Genomic DNA, 19212 nt, shown 5'->3' with positions numbered 1-19212 from the left:
ATCACTGATCTTGCGTCTTGTCCCCTGAAAATGCCGGAAATCGCGGGATCCAACATTTGACGCTTCGCTTATATTCTTGATATGGAGCACCAAAGCGTCGAGCCAGGTCGTCCTCTTCGAGCGGGCGAAATATCAACTGCCAGACCAATGAACCCATCAACGCATATAGTGTGACAAGGGGCGAGCCTAGAAACAGTGCGACTGCTAAACCTTGCCCGACGCCGGAAACCGCCATCGGATTTCGAACAAACGCATAAGGGCCGCGAATAACCAGGTGTTTAGCGTGGTCGAGCGGCAGCGGCGTTCCCTTGCCGATCTTTGACATGACGATCGCCCCCCAAACGCCGAGCGAACTGATCGCCACAAACAGCACCGCGGCGAGCGGCCTCTGCAATGTAAACTGCAATCGCACTATACCGAGTTTGTCCTCGACGATAGCTATCAAATAGGGAAAAACAATTAGAATGACCGACCAAACGACGACGATCTGAGTCATTGTTTTGAACAATATCCAATTGGTCGAGTTTTCGGCCGCCTGGCGAAACATGGCCTTTTCAAATGAAAGACCTACTGCAAATACGCCGCTCCAGATCATCGCCGGAAACATCATGGTCACACCGAGCCAGCCGGCGTCGGTCATCCATGCAAAAGCGAGACAATAGACCGCCGCGTAGCTTACGGCTCCCGCAACAAACCACGACGCGATCCGCGAATACTCATGATCGCGCCAAGACAGAAACCCGGCCGCCAATGATCCGATACCTAAAAACGAGAGATCGGCCAGCCAAAACGCCATGAGCGACGTTTCCGATGACTTCTCTAATAAAAAATACTGCCGCGTCGATGGAACAAAAGAGAGCGTCGCCCACCAGGCGATGACAGCTATACCTTGTACCACAAAATAGATCGCGGCTGAATGTCGGACTTTCATAGAGCTTTAAGCCTGTGACTTTTGGCGACGGAAAAGAGAATTTTCGTTCATTACGCTAACTGAGATAGTATCGTACTAAGAACAAAGAAATTGCAGACATCAGTAACCACATCCATCCGTTTGGCGGCAATTGTATTCGCATAATGACAGAAATCAAAGCGATCAGCGAAAAGAACCTGCCAGCGATATGCCGCGAACTCGCCAGTTCGGACGAGCGTCTTGCCTATGTTCACAGCACTTACGGTACGCCGCCGTTGTGGGCACGGCCGACCGGTTATGCGACTTTGCTGAACATCATTCTTGAGCAGCAAGTGTCGCTAGCCTCGGCGAAGGCGTGTTTTGACAAACTCGCCGCTCATCTGGGCGACGTCACGCCCGATCGATTCTTAACTATCAGTGATGCCGATCTCAAAACTATCGGTTTTAGCCATCAAAAAACTACCTACGCACGCCATCTGTCCGAAGCGGTCATCGAGAAGCACATCGATCTCGATTCCATTCATTCCCTGCCCGATGACAAGGTCAAAGCCGAACTCGTCAAACTCAAAGGCATCGGCACCTGGACGGCGGATGTTTACCTGCTGATGGCGATGCTTCGGCCCGATGTCATGCCTCGCGGCGACATAGCTCTGCATTCCGCATATCAGAAATTGACAGAAGCCGACAACCGGCCCGGTTCGGACGACTTCATCGAAATTGCCGAACGCTGGCGGCCGTTCCGCTCCGTCGCGGCTAGGCTCCTTTGGCATTATTACTTGAGCGAACGCCGTGCAAGGAAATCAACCCCATAGAAACATAGGGCACATAGACTGACTTAAACCGCTCATCGTCCTAATGAACTATGTGTTCTAGTTTCTATGTGGTAAAAATAGTTCGATGAGGATCCTCGATGTCGGATGCGGAGCGAATAAGGCCGAAGGTGCGATTGGCCTTGATAACAATCCGCGTACCAACGCCGATATTATCCACGACCTTGGCGAATTGCCGTACCCGTTTCCCGACAACGAATTTGACCTTGTCGTTTCCAATCACGTCGTCGAACACGTGCCTGACGTGATGGCTTTTATCACCGAATTGTATCGCGTCACTCGAAACGGCGGCCGCATCAAATTGCTGACTCCGCATTACACAAATCCCGACTGGGCCAATGATCCTACCCATCGGAACCATATCAATTCATACACTTTCAACACATTTCTCGCCGACCGTCAGGTGTTCGATTTTTACACCGACGTTCAGTTAAAGCCGATATCATGCCATGTTTCGCTGCTGAATCTGTGGCGAATGTTGGGCATACAGTTTATCGTCAATCTCGATCAAAAAGCCCCGAAGTTCCGTTTCCTTCGCAAATTCTGGGAGCATTACCTGAGCTATATCATCCGCGGCAAAGAGTTGCGGTTCGAGTTCGAGGTCGTTAAGCCGGAGAATTAACCAATGAGTACACAGAGACCACTGAGATTTCTTATACAACTTTGCTATCGACCTATTATCTCCAAATCTCTGTGATCTCTGTGGCAAAAACATTCCAGCAAACTATTTCCGAACTTTGAAGCATCTGTTATCGTTAGGATACTTGCGATTTTCGTCATCTGAGGTTTTATGATCAAAACAAAAGTTCTTACATTTCTTACCGTCGCCGCGTTCGTGTTGAACCTTAGCGGACTCGCCCTTGCAGACACGCGGAGGACGAAAAAGAAGGTCCGCCAGTCGAACGCGCTTGTCTCGATGCTGCCGGCTTCCGACGGTGTTGCGACGTTTGACGTCAAACGGTTCTTCAACGACGCGATGCCAAAGGTTTTGTCGGCAAATCAGCCGATGATCGCTAAGATCATGAGCCACATCAGCCAGATCGAAAGCAAAACAGGCATCGATCTCAGAAAGTTTGAGCAGGTCGCCGCAGGCATCAACATGAAGATCGGCACAGCCAACAAGCTATCGGCTGATCCGGTCGTTATTGCCCGAGGCAGTTTCAGCTCCGATGCTCTGATCTCAACCGCCAAGACCGCCGCCGAAGGCGAATTTCGCGAAGAAAAATTCGGTGACCGGAATGTGATCATTTTTGCCGCCAAGGACGAGGTAAAAAAGAATGTTCCGACCGCCTCAGTTCCGGTCAGTTCGGACGTTGTGAACTCGGTGATCGACGGAATGCCGAATGAGATCGCGGTCACTTCACTTGACAGCACGACGCTCGTGATCGGCTCGCCCGAACGCGTTCGTCAGACACTTGATCGAACCACATCGGTCGCTTTGGAGATCAGCTCTCTGCTTTCAAACAGCGAAACCGCGGTCTGCACATTCGCAATGCGAGTGCCGGACCGTATGGCATCGATCGTTGATCTTGACAAGGATGAGCTTGGCGAAAATATCAATTCGATCAAATATCTGTCAGGCTCGATGTCGGTCAACACGTCCGGAGCAGTCGTCTCGATGATGGCCCGCACAGCACGGGCAGACCAGGCAAAGGCTCTTTATGACACCCTGAGCGGCCTCAAAATGATCGGTGAAGGATTCCTCGGCGGATCGAAAAAAGCCGAGCATAAAGTAATGGCAAGAATGCTGAAAGCGACGACCGTAACGAATCGCGGCAACGACATTTCCCTCGTTATCACCGTTCCTCAAGAAGACATCAATATGCTGGTCGCTACAATAAAGTAGTTTTCAAGCAATTCTCGTTCATACAAAAATGCTGTCCCGAGACTCTTGGTTTCGGGATCGCATTTTTTTGTGCTTGATATGAGATCTACTGCAGGTCGGAACTATCGCCGGTAACTGCGGCGTTGAAATCCCTGATCGCGTTGGCGTTCGAATTGTTCGAGGTCGCGATTGAATTTTCGGTCATCGCCCAGGAGCGGGAAGAGCTGCAGGTCCTGCGACAAATAAGCCGCACGGAGTTCGACCGGACGCGGGCCGGCTTTGATCACACGAACTTTTCCGCCGCGCACTTCTTCGATCCACGCAGCAAATTCGTCGGCACGGCCGACCGTTGCGGACAGCAGCAGCAGGCGAATACGCGGCGGCGAGAGGATGATCGCCTCCTCCCAAACGTGGCCGCGGTCCTCGTCGGCAAGATAATGTGCCTCATCCAAAATGACAAAATCGGCACGGACATTAAATCCTTCGCGAAGCGAGTCAAACAGTTGGTTGCGGTATATCTTGGTCGTACCGACGATGAGCGGGGCGTCGGTGTTCTCCTTGCGGTCGCCGGTCAGGATGCCGACGTTTTCGGATCCGAATTCGAGCGAAAATTCGGCATATTTCGAGTTTGTCAGTGCCTTTAGCGGCGTTGTGTACCAGGCACGTTGGTTGGCGGCGAGGATGCGGCGGATCTCTTCGCGGGCGATCCAGGTTTTGCCGCTGCCGGTCGGTGCGGTTACTAGAACGTCCTGTGTTTCAATGGCGGCAAGAGCCTCGAGCTGAAAATCGTCAGGCTTGAACGGCTTGTTCTCAGGAACGCCGATCCCGGACAGAAGCCGCTCGACGGCGTTGATCTGACGCGGCGTTTGCGGCACGACCACACGGGCGGAACTTTCGCGTGCAGGAAATCGTTTGTCCTTACGTTCTCTATTGGGACGCGAATGGCGTTTTCCGCTGCGATTGTTGTTACGGGAGCGTGGCATATTTCGAATGTTAAGGTTTGAGCAAGGCAATGTCGAACGTTCTGTTGTTGTTTAAGGTTGAAAGACAGATGTTTGTCAAACGAACGCTCAACAAACAATGCGTCTTTCTGTGCATTCTCAGCATGGAAAAGGGTCGATGAAATGAGTTCCACGCAGAGCTCGCGGAGGTTTTCGCAGAGGCCGGAGAGAGCGACATAAAGATCGCTTAGATTTTCTTTCCAAAGGACGCACGTTGGTGATAAAATACTCAATTGCCTCGCAACCTTTGGTGCGGGGCAAAGCGTCTAACCGACAGGGCAAGCATTATCGGCCGTTAGACTAGACGATTTTATACTTTTTATATGTTTGAGCAGTCATTATACGAACAGGAACCGATACAGCAACCGCAGGCCGACGCCGCCGTCGAGCCCGTGCAGGAAGGCGATCTGTTCAGCACATACGAGATCAAAAGCTGGTCTCCATCTCCCCGTTTGTACAAAATTTTGGGCGCTTCGGCAGCGGTTAATCTGTTGGCGCTGCTGGTATTTGCACAGACCTCTGTTCTGACGATGAAGGGCTGCGACAGCCCGCTCGTTGGCAGCGTTTGTCAGGTTCTGGATACGGTGTATGTCGGAGCGATGCTATTCGGCACCGAACGCGAGTTTGCCGATGTCGCATACGAAAAGACAGAGATCGACAACGCGACGCTGGTCTTTACCGAACTTCCGCCCGAGAGCGAAAAGCTCCGCTATCCGTCCGATTATTTCCAGATCGCAAATCCGGTACAGTATCAGGCGATGCTTGATCAACAGAATGGCGTCGGGCTCGAACCGGGCTATTTGGCACCCGGAATTCCGGCCGGAATACCGCCTAATTCGCCATACAAGCCGGGCGGCAGCATCTTTGACACGCAGCCCAACATCCCGAAGCGTAACAACAACGTCACGGATCTGAGCAAACTGCCGAAAGACCTCGACGACAACGATGTCGCCGGCACCGGCCCGACGACAAAGGTCAAGAAGCCGAAAGTAACCACCGAAAACCCTGAAGCTAACAAGTTGAACCCTGACGGGACCGTCAAGGGTTTCCCCGGGATGAAGCCGACGACCGACCCGAACACACAGGCCGCGACCGATCCACAGGACGAGGCAAAGCCTGATCAGTTTGGGATCTTCATTAACAAGCGTCCGATCAAGGACAAGGCAAAAGATACTGTCGCCAAGGTCGAGGCCAATGAGGTCAAGCTCGATACTGCATTTAAGATCAGTGTCACCGGAACCCTTGGGATCGGCAAGGACGGCAAGACGATCATCCTCAAGAACGCGAAAGAGCAACAGGCTCCCGGTGTCAAGAACGACCCCAAAATGTCGAAACTCGTTCGCGAGTGGATCGCCGCCGTTGGGGATGCCGGATGGTATGCTTATGCATTGACAAAAGAAGATCGCGAGGAGCTCGCGAAAAAGAAACCGAAAGAAAGGAAAGTCATTATTTCAATCGAACAGAACGACGCTGAGTTTCTCGCTTCGATCAGGACCGAACAGGCAGACGAAAATATAGCTAAGACTCTTTCGAGCGGCCTCAATGGTACGTTTGGGATCGCCGGAATGACCGCTGACGAAGAGATCGTGAAGTTTCTCAAGGCCGCGTCCTCCACAGCTGAAGGCAACGCGGTGATCTTAAGTGTCCGAATGCCGACCCCCCAGGTACAGGACATGATCAAGAAGAAACTTGCCGAGCAGAAAACCGAACCCAATCAACCCAATGGCAACGCCATCGTGCGTCCCGGCGACAACACGGCAAAAAAATAAGCATTGACCACTCGTAAGAATCAAAACTCGATCCTCGTCCTCGCGACACTAGGCGTTTATCTCGGCCTGGTGCTCGTCGGCGCGACGCCGCAGATCCTTGCACAGGCGGCGATGACGAAGCAGTTCAACGTCAAGGATGAGATCGAGGTCAATGATGATCTGGATAAGAAGCCGGACGACTGTGAGAAACTGGCCGCAAAGTTGCGAGAAAAGCAACAGCGGCATCCGGTTTCCGAGACAACTTTCTATTCATATTCTAGTGCGTTCTCTGAATTAACATCTGCACTTTCACAATTAAAATCACCGCCGTTCTCGCTAACCGGTAATGCCTTTGGAGACGTTGGATTGCCGACCAGTGTTGCTGTTTATGTTGACAATGCCCGGCCGCGACTCATTTCTGGAAAGGCAAAGCACAAACTCGAAACCAGCTTATTGGCGTTGGCTCGGCTGTTTCCGGCGGCTAGTGTCGACAGTCGAGAGCGATTCCAGTTTGCCCTTTCCCTTGATGACAAAGGGCTGGTCTCAACAGTTAGAATACTGCGCCAAAACGATGCTGAGGCTCACCAGGCGTTCATCGCATACGATTCTTTGGCGGATCTTTGGCGTTGCATACCCAAAAGCACTTCCGACGCATTAGTCTCAAAAAATACTCAGATCAGTTGGGAAAATAACCAAGTTATCGTCATCACCCGCCTTCCCCGTGCGGGTCTCGATTCGCTGCTTGCGGCAAACGCAAAGTAGCGGCGGATCTACAAGATCATTCATCTCCGATCTCGCCATTTTTAATAGGTTTTTACGACTAAGAGTTGCGTGTGCGCGTCCTATCGGGCAAGCTTTAATGTTTGCTGGCTCTTGTCAGAACCCTTTGCGTTAGGGGAGGGCACGGGCGTTGAGAGACGAGGACATTCGAGCCGCCCGCTAACGCAGGCGGTTCTGACATACGGCACGCACCGCAACCAAACACGAGGAAATCATGGCTGTTAACAGTTTTGCAGATAAGTTAGTAAAGAAAATTTTTGGATCGAGCAGCGACGTTTTTTTAAAGAACGTTAAGCCGGTCGTGGTTCAGATTCAGGCTTGGGAACCGGCGATGGAAAAGATGTCGGATGCCGAACTGCAGGCACAGACGCCTAAGTTCAAAGAGATCATACAGAATGCTCTCAACGGTATCGACGAAAAGGACGAACGCCGCAAGGCCGAGCAGGCGATATTGAACGAGATCCTGCCCGAGGCATTTGCGACCGTCCGTGAGGCATCGAAACGCGTCACCGGAATGCGGCACTTTGACGTACAGATGATCGGCGGCGTGGCACTGCACCAAGGCCGCATTGCTGAGATGCGGACAGGTGAAGGTAAAACGCTCGTCGCGACATTGCCCTCGTACCTCAACGGCCTGACCGGACGCGGCGTTCACGTCGTAACGGTCAACGATTACCTCGCGTCACGCGACGCGGAATGGATGGGCCGCATTCACAAATTCCTCGGCCTGACAGTCGGCTGTATCCAAAACGATATGGACGACGTCGAGCGCAAGGACGCCTACGCTTGTTCGATCACTTACGGCACAAATAACGAATTCGGCTTTGATTATCTGCGGGATAATATGAAGTTCGACGTCGATTCGCTGGTCCAGCCGGATCATTACTTCGCGATCATCGACGAGGTCGACTCGATCCTCATCGACGAAGCTCGCACGCCGCTCATCATCTCAGGTGCTTCAGACGAAGCGACCGACAAATATTACACGGCAAATCAGATCATCCCGCAGTTCGAGCTGGGCCATAAAGACGAAGAGACCAAGGTAACTACCGGAGATTATCTGCTCGACGAGAAAAATCACTCGTCGGTGTTGACTGAGGCCGGCGTCACCAAGGCTGAGCGTCTGCTCGGCGTTTCAAATCTTTACGATCCGGGCAACATGGACCTGCTCCATTGTGTCGAACAGGCTCTGAAAGCTCACACGCTTTACAAGAAAGACCACCATTACGTCGTTCAGGACGGCGAAGTCATCATCGTAGACGATTTCACGGGTCGTTTGATGGCCGGACGGCGTTGGTCCGATGGTCTGCACCAGGCGGTCGAAGCAAAAGAAGGAGTAAAGATCGAACGCGAGAACCAAACGCTCGCTACGATCACGCTGCAGAATTACTTTAGAATGTACGAAAAACTCGGCGGCATGACAGGAACTGCTGAGACCGAGGCCGAGGAATTCCAGACCGTTTATTCGCTCGACGTCGTACAAATACCGACCAATCAGCCGATGGTTCGCATCGATTCGCCGGACATGATCTATCGCACGCTGCCCGAAAAATGGGACGCGGTGGTCGAGGAAATTCAGGAGTTGCATGCCAAGGGACAGCCCGTGCTCGTTGGTACGGTCTCGGTTGAAAACTCCGAACAGGTCGCCGCCAAACTAAAGGCCATCGGCGTGCCGCACAAGGTCCTGAACGCCAAATATCACGAACAGGAAGCCGAGATCATCGCTCAAGCAGGCCGCAAAGGTGCCGTCACGATCGCAACCAACATGGCCGGCCGCGGTACCGACATCCTGCTTGGCGGCAATCCCGATTCGCTCGCTCGCGAGTATCTCAAGCGAATGGAGATCAACCCGGACGAGGCGACCGAAGAACAGTTCGAAGAGCAGCTGCGAAAGGCAAAGGCGGTCGTTGCCGAAGAACATAAGGCGGTAACGGCCGTCGGCGGACTGCACATCCTGGGCACCGAGCGTCACGAATCACGCCGCATCGATAATCAGCTTCGCGGTCGTGCCGGCCGTCAGGGCGACCCAGGCAGCTCGCGATTCGTGTTGTCGCTCGAAGACGACCTGATGCGCATCTTTGCGGGCGATAAGGTCCGCTCGATGATGGAATGGCTCGGCATGGAAAAGGGTGTCGCTATCGAATCGAAGACCGTTTCGAAACAGATCGAACGTGCCCAGAAGGCCGTCGAGGCACGCAATTTTGAAACGCGTAAACACGTTCTCAAATACGACGACGTGATGAACCGCCAGCGTGAAACTATCTACAGTCTGCGTCGGCAGTTGATGTTCGAGCCCGAACATCGCGAATATCTGTTGGGCGAGACCGGCGTCGCCCGCGACCTGCTCGCCGATCTGACAGACAGTTTTTTGCCGCTGACCATAGCCCCGGATCAGTGGGATGTCTCGACCTACGCGGCTGAGATCGAGAGCATTTATGCGATCGATCCGGCACGTGATGCAGGCGTTGACTTTAAAAAGATGAAGCCAAGTGAGATCGAAGAAGCGATCTGGAAAAAGGCTTCGGCAGAGTACGCTGCGAAAGAAAAAATGGCCGGCGGCGAATCGCTTCGGGCTTACGAGCGTTACATCATGCTGAACATCATCGACAGCCAGTGGAAAGATCACCTGCTCTCGATCGACCATGTAAAACAGGGCATCGGACTGGTCGGCTACGGGCAGAAAGATCCGCTCGTCGAGTATAAAAAGCAGTCGTTCGATATGTTTCAGGACATGCTCGACCGCATCGACACGAACACCGTCAAGTCTCTGTTCCACCTCGAGATCGTCAACCGCGACGAGCAAGAAGAGGTCGAACGCCTCGAACGTCTCGAACGCCAACGAGCTAACCGCCAGGCCGCCGGCATGGCCTTCACCGGAGCCATGGGCACTGCCGAAGCCGCCGGAGCCGAAGCCGCCAGGCACACACCGTTCGTCCGCGACCAACCCAAGGTCAAACCGAACGACCCGTGCTATTGCGGATCCGGCAAGAAATTCAAAAAATGCCACGGAGCAGGAGCCTAGGGCGGAGGCCCGCACGTAAGTAAGGGCGTATCATTCAACTAACGTAAGAGAAAGCAAGGTCGGAACTGTTCCGGCCTTGTTTTTTTATTGCAAGACTCTTGAAACTCTTCCGTTCTCGAATTGGAATGAAATTATCCGAGATCTATCGCGGCCGAAAGTCGCAACGGAGGGGAAAAATGAAAAAGTCAGCTGCTATCGGAACGGTCGTCTTGATGGCCGGAATTATTGCATACTCGTATACCAATCTTAGTTCGATCGATGCGGTCCATGGTCAACTGACCAGCACGGCATCGAAACCGCGAAAGACGATGAAGCCTTTCACGTCGGATGCCGAAATGAAAGAGCACTTTAAGAACTTTACCGAAAACCGTCGGCAGCGTGAGCAACTGGTAATGACCGACTCTGGCTCGTCCAATTCGACGGCCGGTGCACCAATGCCGCAGGTCGTTTCCTCAAAACCAGCAACCGCCGAATCAAAATCGAAATCCGGCGGAAAGGACGACGATTCGATCACAAATACTCAGACCGCGGGCGTTGACGAAGGCGGTATTGTTAAGGTCCACGGCAATCATTTGGTGATATTGCGTCGCGGGCGTTTGTTTACGGTCAAGGTCGGCGGCGATGCTCTCAAACCCGTTTCGTCCGTCAAGGCATATCCGCCGGGCATCGATCCGTCGGGCGACTGGTACGACGAAATGCTAGTGTCGGGCAACACTATCGTGGTCATCGGCTACAGCTACGGACGCGGCGGGACGGAGATCAATCTGTTCGACATCAACAAAAGCGGCGGACTCGCGTATCGTTCGACCTATCATCTGCGTTCGAACGACTACTACTCGTCGCGAAACTACGCCAGCCGTCTGATCGGCGACAAACTCGTGTTCTACACGCCGCAATATCTCGCCTATTACAACGACGCGAACCAGCAATTCCCTGCCCTACGTAAATGGCACAAAGGTGCAAAGCCCGACGAATTCGCCCCCGTCGTCTCGGCGACAAACATCTATCGTGCGGAGCGTCCTATCGAAAAGAGCTCTGTCGGTGCTCTGCACACCGTCACCGTATGCGATCTCGCTTCGCGTGATATGAAGTGTCAGGGCACTGCGGTTCTCGGCTCGGCCGGACGCGTGTCCTATGTGTCGCAGTCGTCCGTTTATGTCTGGACGACCGATTACAACTATCGCAGCGGCAAATCTGAGTCGGAATCGATGCTCTACAAAATGCCGCTCGACGGTTCGGCACCGCAGGCTTTGGGCGTTGCGGGTGCCCCGATCGATCAGTTTTCGTTCCTTGAGAGCGAAGGCGAGCAGCTAAACGTCCTAGTTCGCGGCGACGGACGCGGCGAAGCTATGTGGGGCAGCGAATATTCGATCGGCGACACGTCGCTGTTTCGCGTGAAGGCCGATGCCTTTGCCGACGGCAGCACCAACGCGTCGGTCGAAAACTACCGCTCGCTGCCCAAGGTCGAAGGCTACACGTTCCAAAACCGCTTCGTTGGCGACTATATGCTCTACGGCAGCGGCAATGGCTGGGGCGGCCAGGTGAACAAAACCTCGACACCGCTCTACGCCGTCAATTGGAAGACCGCGAACCTCAGCTATCTCAATCTACAGCACAGCGTAGATCGCATCGAACAGCTCGGTGACGCAGCAGTCGTCGTCGGAATAAACGCCAGCGACCTCTATTTCACCCCGATCAAACTCGGCGACCGCCCCGACGTGAAAAATCCGTACATCCGCAAGAACGCCTCGCAAGGCGAGCTTCGCAGCCACGGTTTCTTCTACAAACCGCAGGACGAGAACACCGGCCTGTTGGGGCTGCCCATCGCCCGCGAAGGCCGCAGCGGCTACAAACATCTGATCGAAGACAGCGCAGCGATCCTATTTCTCAGGAACGAAAACCTGCAATTCGACCAGATCGGCGAACTCGGGGCCGAGAACACTTCATCAAACGACGGCTGCAAAGCGAGCTGCGTCGATTGGTACGGCAACGCCCGCCCGATCTTCCTAAAAGGCCGCATCTTCGCCCTCCTCGGCTACGAACTGGTCGAAGGCCGCCTAGACGACAACCGCCTCCGCGAAACCCGCCGAGTAAACTACTCGCCCCGCAACTATCTACCCAGATATTCCGGTGAGGACGATACTGAGGAATAGAGAACGCAGGTGAATCGGTTGAAAAAGGCGGCTCAGGCCGCCTTTTTCAATTTGTCTTCGGTGCGGCTAATTTCTTCGGACTTCCCTGCCCGCTGATCTGGCGGTTGCCGGCGACCTTCTCCATTTGGGTCATTGCACGAAGCATATTTTCGCCGAGGACTTTTTTGATCTCGGTTTCGGTGTAGCCGCGTTTTAGCAATTCGTAGGTGACGAGGACGAGGTCTTCGGCGCCATTCATTCCTGCGGGGAGAAACGGGACGCCGTCGTAGTCGCTGCCGATGCCGATGTTATCGACTGTGCCTGTCACTTGCTTAATATGGTCGATGTGATCGACGATGCGGGTGTACGGCGCGACGTAGATCGGGTTGTCGGCGAGCAGTTTGCGTTCGGCTTCGTTATACGCCTGGGTATCGTCCTTGTACTTTTCCCGCAAGGCGTCGATTTGCGTTTTTAACTTGGCCGAGCGGTCGTTTTCCTCTTTATTTGTGCGGGCGTCGAGGAAGGACGGGTAGAAATTGATCATGATGACGCCGCCGTTCTTGGCAACTCGTTTGAGCACATCGTCGGGGACATTTCGCGTGTGATCGTTGACGCCGCGGGCGTTCGAGTGCGAGGCGATGATCGGAGCCGTCGAGATGTCGAGCACGTCGTGCATCACTTTTTCGGAGACGTGAGAGATGTCGATGAACATGCCAAGGCCGTTCATCTCGCGGACGACCTCTTTGCCAAAATCGGTGAGGCCGTTGTGTTTGATATCGCGATGAGCGTCCGCCCAGTCGTGTGCCACGTTGTGTGTGAGCGTCATATACCGGATGCCGAGACGGTAGAAATCACGCAGAGCGTACAGCGAATTTTCGATCGCATAGCCGCCTTCGATACCCATCAGAGCGCAGACCTTGCCGGCCTTTTTAGCACGGCGAATTTCGGCTGCGGTCGTACACATAGTCAGCGCTTGCGGATGCTTCTCAGCTTCGCGGTAGGTTGCATCGATGAGGTCCATCGCCCGGCGCATCGCTCCGCCGGTCTTGAGCGTCGCACCCGACACATAGATCGAGAAAAATTCGCCCGTAATGCCGCTCGCCTTGAGCCGACCAAGATCGGTATGAAACGGGTCGCCGTCGCGATGATATTTTCCGATCGAATTGGAGGCAAGGTCAAAATCCTCATCGACCATCGGGCTCGTGATGTCGTTATGGCCGTCGATCACGATCGCCTTTTGTGGATCTTCAATGCCTTTGCCCAAATCGCCGGATCGGCGTCTTTAGGCATCGTTTGAGCAAACGAAACGGCGGAAAATGACAGCAGCAGCAGGACGGAGATCAGCTTTTTCATATATTTATTTACGGGCGAGATAGCGATAAGTTTAGCGTGTTTTTCCCGTATCAGAAAGCTCTAGCCCAGCAGCGGGAAGAACTGCCCGTCGATCTTTTCGCCCGGAGCTATCGTCGGAACTCCGGCGAGCAGCGGTTCGTCGCTATCCGACATGACGCCGTCGCGAAAGACGTTGATCACCGCCGCTCGACGCGGCCTCGGCGAGCGATTCTCGTAACTGCCATGTACCGTCATCGAATGATGAAAACTCACTTGTCCTGCTTTTAGCTCGATAGCGACGGGTTTGAACGTAGACTTTTGCTCATCACTGAGATGTTCAAAAATCGACTCCATATCGTCCGACAAACCGCCTCTCGGTAGCAGCGGCCAGCGATGGGATCCCGGAATATAATGGACACAGCCATTCTCGACAGTTGAATCGTCGAGCCCGATCCAGCAAGTGATGTGTGCGTTCGGAACCGTACGGGTCCAATATGAATAGTCCTGATGCCAGGCGACAACTGCACCGTCATTCGCGGGCTTTACAAAGACCTGATCGTGCCAAAATCGAGGCTGGCCGCCCAACAACTGCCGAAAACACGCTGCTAGGCGAGGCAAGAATATCAGATCGTGAAACGCCTCCGACACACGCCATGCCCCGAGAGCGTGAAAAAGCACTTTTGACGGGTCGCTCGACTCGTTTTGATTGTATTCGTAAAATCGCGGATCGCCACTCATTTCCGGCGACATAATTTCACTGAGTTCGGTTCGTAGAATGTCGATCTGAGGTCTCGACAAAAGATCGATCTCCGCTAAATATCCATTTTCGTTAAAAAACCCGACTTGGGCCGGCGTCAATGCATTCGAAACAACGTCACCAAATTGAGCAAATTCTGCGTTCAACTGTTTGTGAAAGTTGGAGAGGTCGATGTTCATTGTTGCCGGGCCAAAACGTTAAACACGTTTGAAAAAAAAGATGGTAAACCGCGTGCCCGAAATGCTATCATTATTTTTGGCGGATCGCCCGGCCGCTCAACACCGTCGACACCAAATCCTCCAGAGCACCGCAGTATCAGCTTATTCCCGGCAGACAAAGACCGCAACCCGGCGAGCCTGAACGGAGCGTTCAATTTCGGATATTACCCTACTTTCCGGCCTGTATGGCAAACAAAAAGGCATCAGACAAACGAAATCGCCCTCGAGCCAATGAAATGGTCGTGACCGCTCACGACGATCTTAGCGAGCGATCGGGGGAAAATACGTTCAGGCATTTTATCGAAAACCTGCCGGTGATGTTCTATGCCGTCGAGCCTGAACCGCCGCACACTCCGCTCTACATCAGCCATACTTTCGAAAAATTTGGATATCCGCTCGACGAATGGAAGACGAACCCTAATATTTGGAACCAGGTTATCCACGAGGATGACCGCAAATGGGTGCTTGACGGCACCCGCTCGGCGATGAAGCTGGGCGAAGGCATTGACTACGAATATCGTGTGATCGGCCGGGACGGCACCTTGTTTTGGGTTCGCGACCGGAGCTGCTTCATCAAGGACAAGGATGGCAAGACGCTCTGCTGGCAGGGCGTTATCCTGGACGTTACTGAGCGAAAGCTGGCGGTCGAAGGCCTGCAAAAACGCGAGAAGCTCTATCGCACACTGGCTCGTACGATTCCGCAGACGGCGGTTCTGCTATTCGACCATGAATTCCGTTACACACTCGCCGATGGCGAACAATTAAAGAATCACGAATGGACCACCGAACTATTCGAAGGGAAAACCCTATTCGAGGTGTTTCCGCCCGATATCTCCAATGAATGGAAAGGTTATTACGAACGTGCGTTGGCGGGCGAATCGGTCGTGCTTCAGTTTGACAACGACGAGAGCGCGTTTCAGGTCAATGTGATGCCGGTTCGCGATGACGACGATGAGATATTTGCCGGAATGGTGATGTGGCATAACATTACCGAACGCAAACGCGCCAACGACGCTTTGCAGGAGAGCGAAAAGCGATACCGCGAACTGTTTGAAAATGCGAATGACATCATCTACGTCCATGATCTGCAGGGCAATTATATTTCGATAAACGAAGCCGGCGAACGGATCTTCGGCTACACGCGCGAAGAGGCCCTCTCAATGAACATGGTTCAGATCGCCGCCCCCGAACACCTCTCGGTACTGAAACGAAACCTGCAGAAGAAGGTCCGCGGCAAATCGAAACAGACATCGTACGAGGTCGATTGTATAAAAAAGGACGGCACCCGCATCACGCTCGAGGTCAACAGCAGCATGATCGAGAAGGAGGGCGTGCCGATCGCAGTTCAGGGCATTGGGCGCGACATTACCGACAGGAAATTAGCCGAAGAGGCGAGCCGCAAGAACGAAGAGCGATACCGCGACCTGTTTGAAAATGCCAACGACCTGATCTACACGCACGACCTCGAGGGCAATTTCACCTCGCTCAATCGTGCCGGCGAAAGGATCACCGGCTATAGCCGCAGCGAGGCGATCGGCATGAACGTGTCCAAGGTCGTCGCTCCCGAGTTCCTTGATGCCGCGAGAACAATGACGGCCCGCAAGATGGAGGACGACGTTCCGACGACCTACGAACTCGAGATCATCGCCAAGGACGGCCGTCGCGTGACGCTCGAACTCAGCACGAGATTGATCGTGTCGAACGGTATGCCTGTCGGAGTTCAGGGCATCGGCCGCGACATAACCGAACGGCGCGAAGCCGAAGTCTCGCTGCACAATACGATCTCGCTGTTCGCATCGACATTCGAATCGACAGCTGACGGGATCGTCGTGATGAGTCTCGACCGTGAGATCGTGACCTGCAATAGAAAGTTTGTCGAAATGTGGGGCGTCGACGAAAAGCTGATCGAGAGCCGCGACGGCCGCAAGCTCGGTAAATTTGTCGCCAAACAGTTGAAGAATCAAGACGATTTTGCCCGCCAGCTCGAAGAGGTCTACTCAGACCCAATGGCGGTCGCAACAGGCATTCTCGAGCTTAAGGACGGACGCATCTTCGAACGCTATTCACAGCCGCAGTTCCTCGAAGGCAAGCCCGTTGGCCGCGTCGCATGTTTTCGCGACATCACCGAACGCAGCCAGGCCGAGGAAAAACTCAGGCATTATGCATTGCATGACACTCTGACCAATTTGCCGAACCGCGTTGAGTTCATGAACCATCTTCGACAAGCGGTCGAACGTGCCGATGGTAACCCGCACGCCAGATTTGCCGTGCTTTTTCTTGACCTCGACCGGTTCAAGGTCATCAACGACAGCCTCGGGCATGCAACGGGCGACAAACTGCTCATCGCGATCGCCGAACGGCTCAGATCGTGTGTTCGGCCCGGTGATGTGGTCGCTCGTTTAGGCGGCGACGAGTTCGTCATACTATTGAACCGCAGCGGCGACATAAACGAGGTTGTCGGCGTCGCGGACCGGCTTCAGCACAGGATATCGCAGCCCTTCCGCATCGATAATTACGAGGTATTCACGACGGCGAGTATCGGCATTATCATGTCCGGGACGACGCGCAGGGCTCCGGAAGACTTTCTCAGGGATGCTGATGCCGCGATGTACCGTGCAAAGGAATCGGGCAAGGCGCGTTACGAGATATTTGACCGCGACATGCATGTCCGCAACATGAATCTGCTCCAGGTCGAGACCGATCTGAGGCATGCCGTCGATCGCAAGGAGTTTGAGGTCTTGTATCAACCGATCGTTTCGCTCGAAACGGGCTCGATCAGGGAGTTTGAGGCGTTGATCAGGTGGCGTCATCCCGTGCACGGGCTGGTCGCACCGAACGAATTCGTCCACGTGGCCGAGGAAACGGGGCTGATAATCCCGATCGGCAAATGGATACTCGAGGAATCGTGCCGCCAGATCGTCAAATGGCAGGCGAACTTTGCTTATCCCTTGTCGATCAGCGTAAACCTCTCGGCGAAGCAGCTGATGCACCCTGACCTGACTGCGCAAGTGGCGGCGATACTTGCCGAAACGCAATTGAATCCCCGACAGCTCAAATTGGAGGTCACCGAGACCAATGTCATGGAGCACAGCGAGCGGTCGCTGGCCGTGTTGAGCGTACTCGACGCTCTCGGCATCTCGCTCTCGACCGACGATTTCGGCACGGGCTATTCGTCGCTCTCATATCTGCAGCGATTTCCCTTTGACCGGCTCAAGATCGACCGTTCGTTCGTCGACAAGATGTCTGAGGGCGAAAAGAGTATCGCGATCGTCAAGACGATATTGATGCTCGGCGAGAATCTCGGCATCGAGGTCGTCGCCGAAGGCATTGAGACAGAGGAGCAGCTCTTAACGCTGCGTTCGCTCGGCTGCCGGCTGGGCCAGGGATACTTGTTCTCGCGTCCCGTCGAGGCGTCAGTGATCGAAGAAATGCTGCGCGACGCCGCCGCCGGCACGCCATCGAACAGCCGCGACCTGTTCCCGAACAACGCACAGTTGATCGAGGTCCCCGAGATCCAATAGCCGTCCCGTAAGAACTTACCGTGCCTCCGGATTGAGCCGGAGGATAAGCACATCGAAATAAACAAGGCTTTAGCCAAATCTCCGTTAAGCGGATCTTGGCTAAAGCCTTTTTGATCTAAGTACCGCAACCTCCGGCCAAAGCCGAAGGCAGCAGATACCAACTCACCCTACGGCCCAGGCGGCGGTTCGATGACGACAGGATCGCAATTCCCTTCAGGCGACATCAATGCCTTGTTCACCTGGAGGTAAAAGTCCTTGATCTTTTCGTCGCTCGCATCTTTTTCAAAGACCTTTAGATACGATTTTTTGCCGGCGACAAACATTATCGGCTCGTCCCTTGACGGTGACCTCGTGTCGAAGACCCAATCATAGAAATGGACAAAGTCGTTGTAGCCGATGCGGTTCTTACAATCGTTGTCGAACTTCAGTGTCAAGCTCGGGACATTCGCCTTGTACTTGCGGGGTTTGGCGTCAAGCGGATCGCTGGATGTCATGGTGAGTGCTTCGCCGTCTTTCAAGTCAAATTCGATGGTGAACCCCTTCGTTACCGGATCGATCCAGTCGCGGGCACCTAGCTCATTGTAACCGCGGTAGTAGTAGTCCGTGGCCATCATCGACGAATGCTTAACTACGCCGAACGGAACCTTGACATGGACCCATTGGCAGTTGTTGTGGCTTTTCGGAGCGACAACAAGGAATCCTTGCCCGGTGAATCCGCGGCCGTGCAGCCTCGCGTCGTTCATATTCATGAAATACGGAAGCTCATCAATACCCCACTCAGCCCTTTGCACGGTGCCCGAGGCTGTAAAATCTATCGTGATGGGATAGTTTGTCTTGGCGAGAGGTTCGGGCGGGTTAGCCATCGTTGGATCCGTGAATTTCAGGTTATGACACGTCTCTGTGACGAAGATCAAATTCCAAACATCGTTCTTCAGATACAAGATGACGCTTCCTTTCACGTCGATCTTTACGTTCATTGCCATTTCTTTCTCCTATAAAAAGTTAAGACCGTTCGCCGCCGAGAGGCGTTCCGGGGGCGGCGAGTTTGGGGGCTTCCCGGCAAGGCTGTGAGGTGTTGCCTGCGGCTTGCTGCAACTCCGTGGCGAGTCGGCGAGGGTCTGTGGAGACTCCCAGCG

14 protein-coding genes are annotated in these 19212 nt (G+C 53.8%); 9 read left to right on the top strand and 5 right to left on the bottom strand.

Annotated elements, in window-relative coordinates:
* Position 1 precedes the first annotated feature (1 nt).
* Positions 2 to 931: an isoprenylcysteine carboxylmethyltransferase family protein gene (locus IPK01_10150; protein ID MBK7933844.1), complete on the bottom strand. Its 930-nt coding sequence runs from the start codon at positions 929 to 931 to the stop codon at positions 2 to 4.
* 143 nt (positions 932 to 1074) lie between these two features.
* On the opposite strand from IPK01_10150, the gene IPK01_10145 reads away from it, so the two are divergent.
* The 3 genes from IPK01_10145 (at position 1075) to IPK01_10135 (ending at position 3586) form a co-directional block, all read left to right on the top strand.
* On the top strand, positions 1075 to 1722 hold the full coding sequence (locus IPK01_10145) for a DNA-3-methyladenine glycosylase 2 family protein (GenBank protein MBK7933843.1): 648 nt from the start codon (positions 1075 to 1077) through the stop codon (positions 1720 to 1722).
* Between the two features lie 85 nt (positions 1723 to 1807).
* Positions 1808 to 2362 (top strand): methyltransferase domain-containing protein, encoded by a 555-nt coding sequence (locus IPK01_10140; protein MBK7933842.1) that lies wholly within the window; start codon positions 1808 to 1810, stop codon positions 2360 to 2362.
* Positions 2363 to 2530: 168 nt separating this feature from the next.
* The gene (locus IPK01_10135; GenBank protein MBK7933841.1) at positions 2531 to 3586 is read left to right on the top strand and encodes a hypothetical protein; all 1056 of its coding nucleotides are present in this window, start codon (positions 2531 to 2533) and stop codon (positions 3584 to 3586) included.
* Positions 3587 to 3687: 101 nt separating this feature from the next.
* On the opposite strand, the gene IPK01_10130 is transcribed toward IPK01_10135, so the two are convergent.
* A complete protein-coding gene (locus tag IPK01_10130; protein ID MBK7933840.1) occupies positions 3688 to 4548 on the bottom strand; it encodes a DEAD/DEAH box helicase in 861 nt (286 codons plus the stop codon).
* Between the two features lie 341 nt (positions 4549 to 4889).
* Here IPK01_10130 and IPK01_10125 point away from each other — a divergent pair, with 341 nt between their 5' ends.
* The 5 genes from IPK01_10125 (at position 4890) to IPK01_10105 (ending at position 12269) form a co-directional block, all read left to right on the top strand.
* Entirely contained in the window at positions 4890 to 6335 is a 1446-nt protein-coding gene (locus IPK01_10125) for a hypothetical protein (GenBank protein MBK7933839.1), read from the top strand.
* A 3-nt stretch (positions 6336 to 6338) separates the two neighbouring features.
* Positions 6339 to 7076, top strand: a complete 738-nt coding sequence (locus tag IPK01_10120; protein MBK7933838.1) for a hypothetical protein — start codon at positions 6339 to 6341, stop codon at positions 7074 to 7076.
* Between the two features lie 232 nt (positions 7077 to 7308).
* A complete protein-coding gene (secA, locus tag IPK01_10115; GenBank protein MBK7933837.1) occupies positions 7309 to 10116 on the top strand; it encodes a preprotein translocase subunit SecA in 2808 nt (935 codons plus the stop codon).
* Positions 10117 to 10192: 76 nt separating this feature from the next.
* Complete coding sequence (locus tag IPK01_10110; GenBank protein ID MBK7933836.1) at positions 10193 to 10366, top strand: hypothetical protein; 174 nt, start codon at positions 10193 to 10195, stop codon at positions 10364 to 10366.
* The gene (locus IPK01_10105; GenBank protein MBK7933835.1) at positions 10293 to 12269 is read left to right on the top strand and encodes a beta-propeller domain-containing protein; all 1977 of its coding nucleotides are present in this window, start codon (positions 10293 to 10295) and stop codon (positions 12267 to 12269) included. Before IPK01_10110 ends, IPK01_10105 begins: the two co-directional genes overlap by 74 nt.
* Before the next feature lie 46 nt (positions 12270 to 12315).
* Here the strand turns inward: IPK01_10105 and IPK01_10100 are convergent, their stop codons facing one another.
* Both IPK01_10100 and IPK01_10095 read right to left on the bottom strand, forming a co-directional pair.
* Positions 12316 to 13512, bottom strand: a complete 1197-nt coding sequence (locus tag IPK01_10100) for a membrane dipeptidase (protein MBK7933834.1) — start codon at positions 13510 to 13512, stop codon at positions 12316 to 12318.
* Positions 13513 to 13661: 149 nt separating this feature from the next.
* Positions 13662 to 14516: a phytanoyl-CoA dioxygenase family protein gene (locus IPK01_10095; GenBank protein MBK7933833.1), complete on the bottom strand. Its 855-nt coding sequence runs from the start codon at positions 14514 to 14516 to the stop codon at positions 13662 to 13664.
* Between the two features lie 224 nt (positions 14517 to 14740).
* On the opposite strand from IPK01_10095, the gene IPK01_10090 reads away from it, so the two are divergent.
* Positions 14741 to 18076, top strand: coding sequence for a PAS domain S-box protein (locus IPK01_10090; GenBank protein MBK7933832.1), 3336 nt, complete (start codon positions 14741 to 14743; stop codon positions 18074 to 18076).
* 167 nt (positions 18077 to 18243) lie between these two features.
* On the opposite strand, the gene IPK01_10085 is transcribed toward IPK01_10090, so the two are convergent.
* Complete coding sequence (locus IPK01_10085; protein MBK7933831.1) at positions 18244 to 19059, bottom strand: hypothetical protein; 816 nt, start codon at positions 19057 to 19059, stop codon at positions 18244 to 18246.
* Positions 19060 to 19212: the final 153 nt, after the last annotated feature.

It is taken from the genome of Acidobacteriota bacterium (assembly GCA_016713675.1).
In the GTDB taxonomy this organism is placed as follows: Bacteria; Acidobacteriota; Blastocatellia; order Pyrinomonadales; family Pyrinomonadaceae; genus OLB17.
This window is presented reverse-complemented; position numbering and strand designations above follow the sequence as displayed.

Excerpts from the sequence above, each read along its gene's own strand:
- IPK01_10150 (MBK7933844.1), bottom strand. The coding sequence starts at position 931 with ATGAAAGTCCGACATTCAGCCGCGATCTATTTTGTGGTACAAGGTATA.
- IPK01_10145 (MBK7933843.1), top strand. The coding sequence starts at position 1,075 with ATGACAGAAATCAAAGCGATCAGCGAAAAGAACCTGCCAGCGATATGC.
- IPK01_10140 (MBK7933842.1), top strand. The coding sequence starts at position 1,808 with ATGAGGATCCTCGATGTCGGATGCGGAGCGAATAAGGCCGAAGGTGCG.
- IPK01_10135 (MBK7933841.1), top strand. The coding sequence starts at position 2,531 with ATGATCAAAACAAAAGTTCTTACATTTCTTACCGTCGCCGCGTTCGTG.
- IPK01_10130 (MBK7933840.1), bottom strand. The coding sequence starts at position 4,548 with ATGCCACGCTCCCGTAACAACAATCGCAGCGGAAAACGCCATTCGCGT.
- IPK01_10125 (MBK7933839.1), top strand. The coding sequence starts at position 4,890 with ATGTTTGAGCAGTCATTATACGAACAGGAACCGATACAGCAACCGCAG.
- secA (MBK7933837.1), top strand. The coding sequence starts at position 7,309 with ATGGCTGTTAACAGTTTTGCAGATAAGTTAGTAAAGAAAATTTTTGGA.
- IPK01_10105 (MBK7933835.1), top strand. The coding sequence starts at position 10,293 with ATGAAAAAGTCAGCTGCTATCGGAACGGTCGTCTTGATGGCCGGAATT.
- IPK01_10095 (MBK7933833.1), bottom strand. The coding sequence starts at position 14,516 with ATGAACATCGACCTCTCCAACTTTCACAAACAGTTGAACGCAGAATTT.
- IPK01_10090 (MBK7933832.1), top strand. The coding sequence starts at position 14,741 with ATGGCAAACAAAAAGGCATCAGACAAACGAAATCGCCCTCGAGCCAAT.
- IPK01_10085 (MBK7933831.1), bottom strand. The coding sequence starts at position 19,059 with ATGGCAATGAACGTAAAGATCGACGTGAAAGGAAGCGTCATCTTGTAT.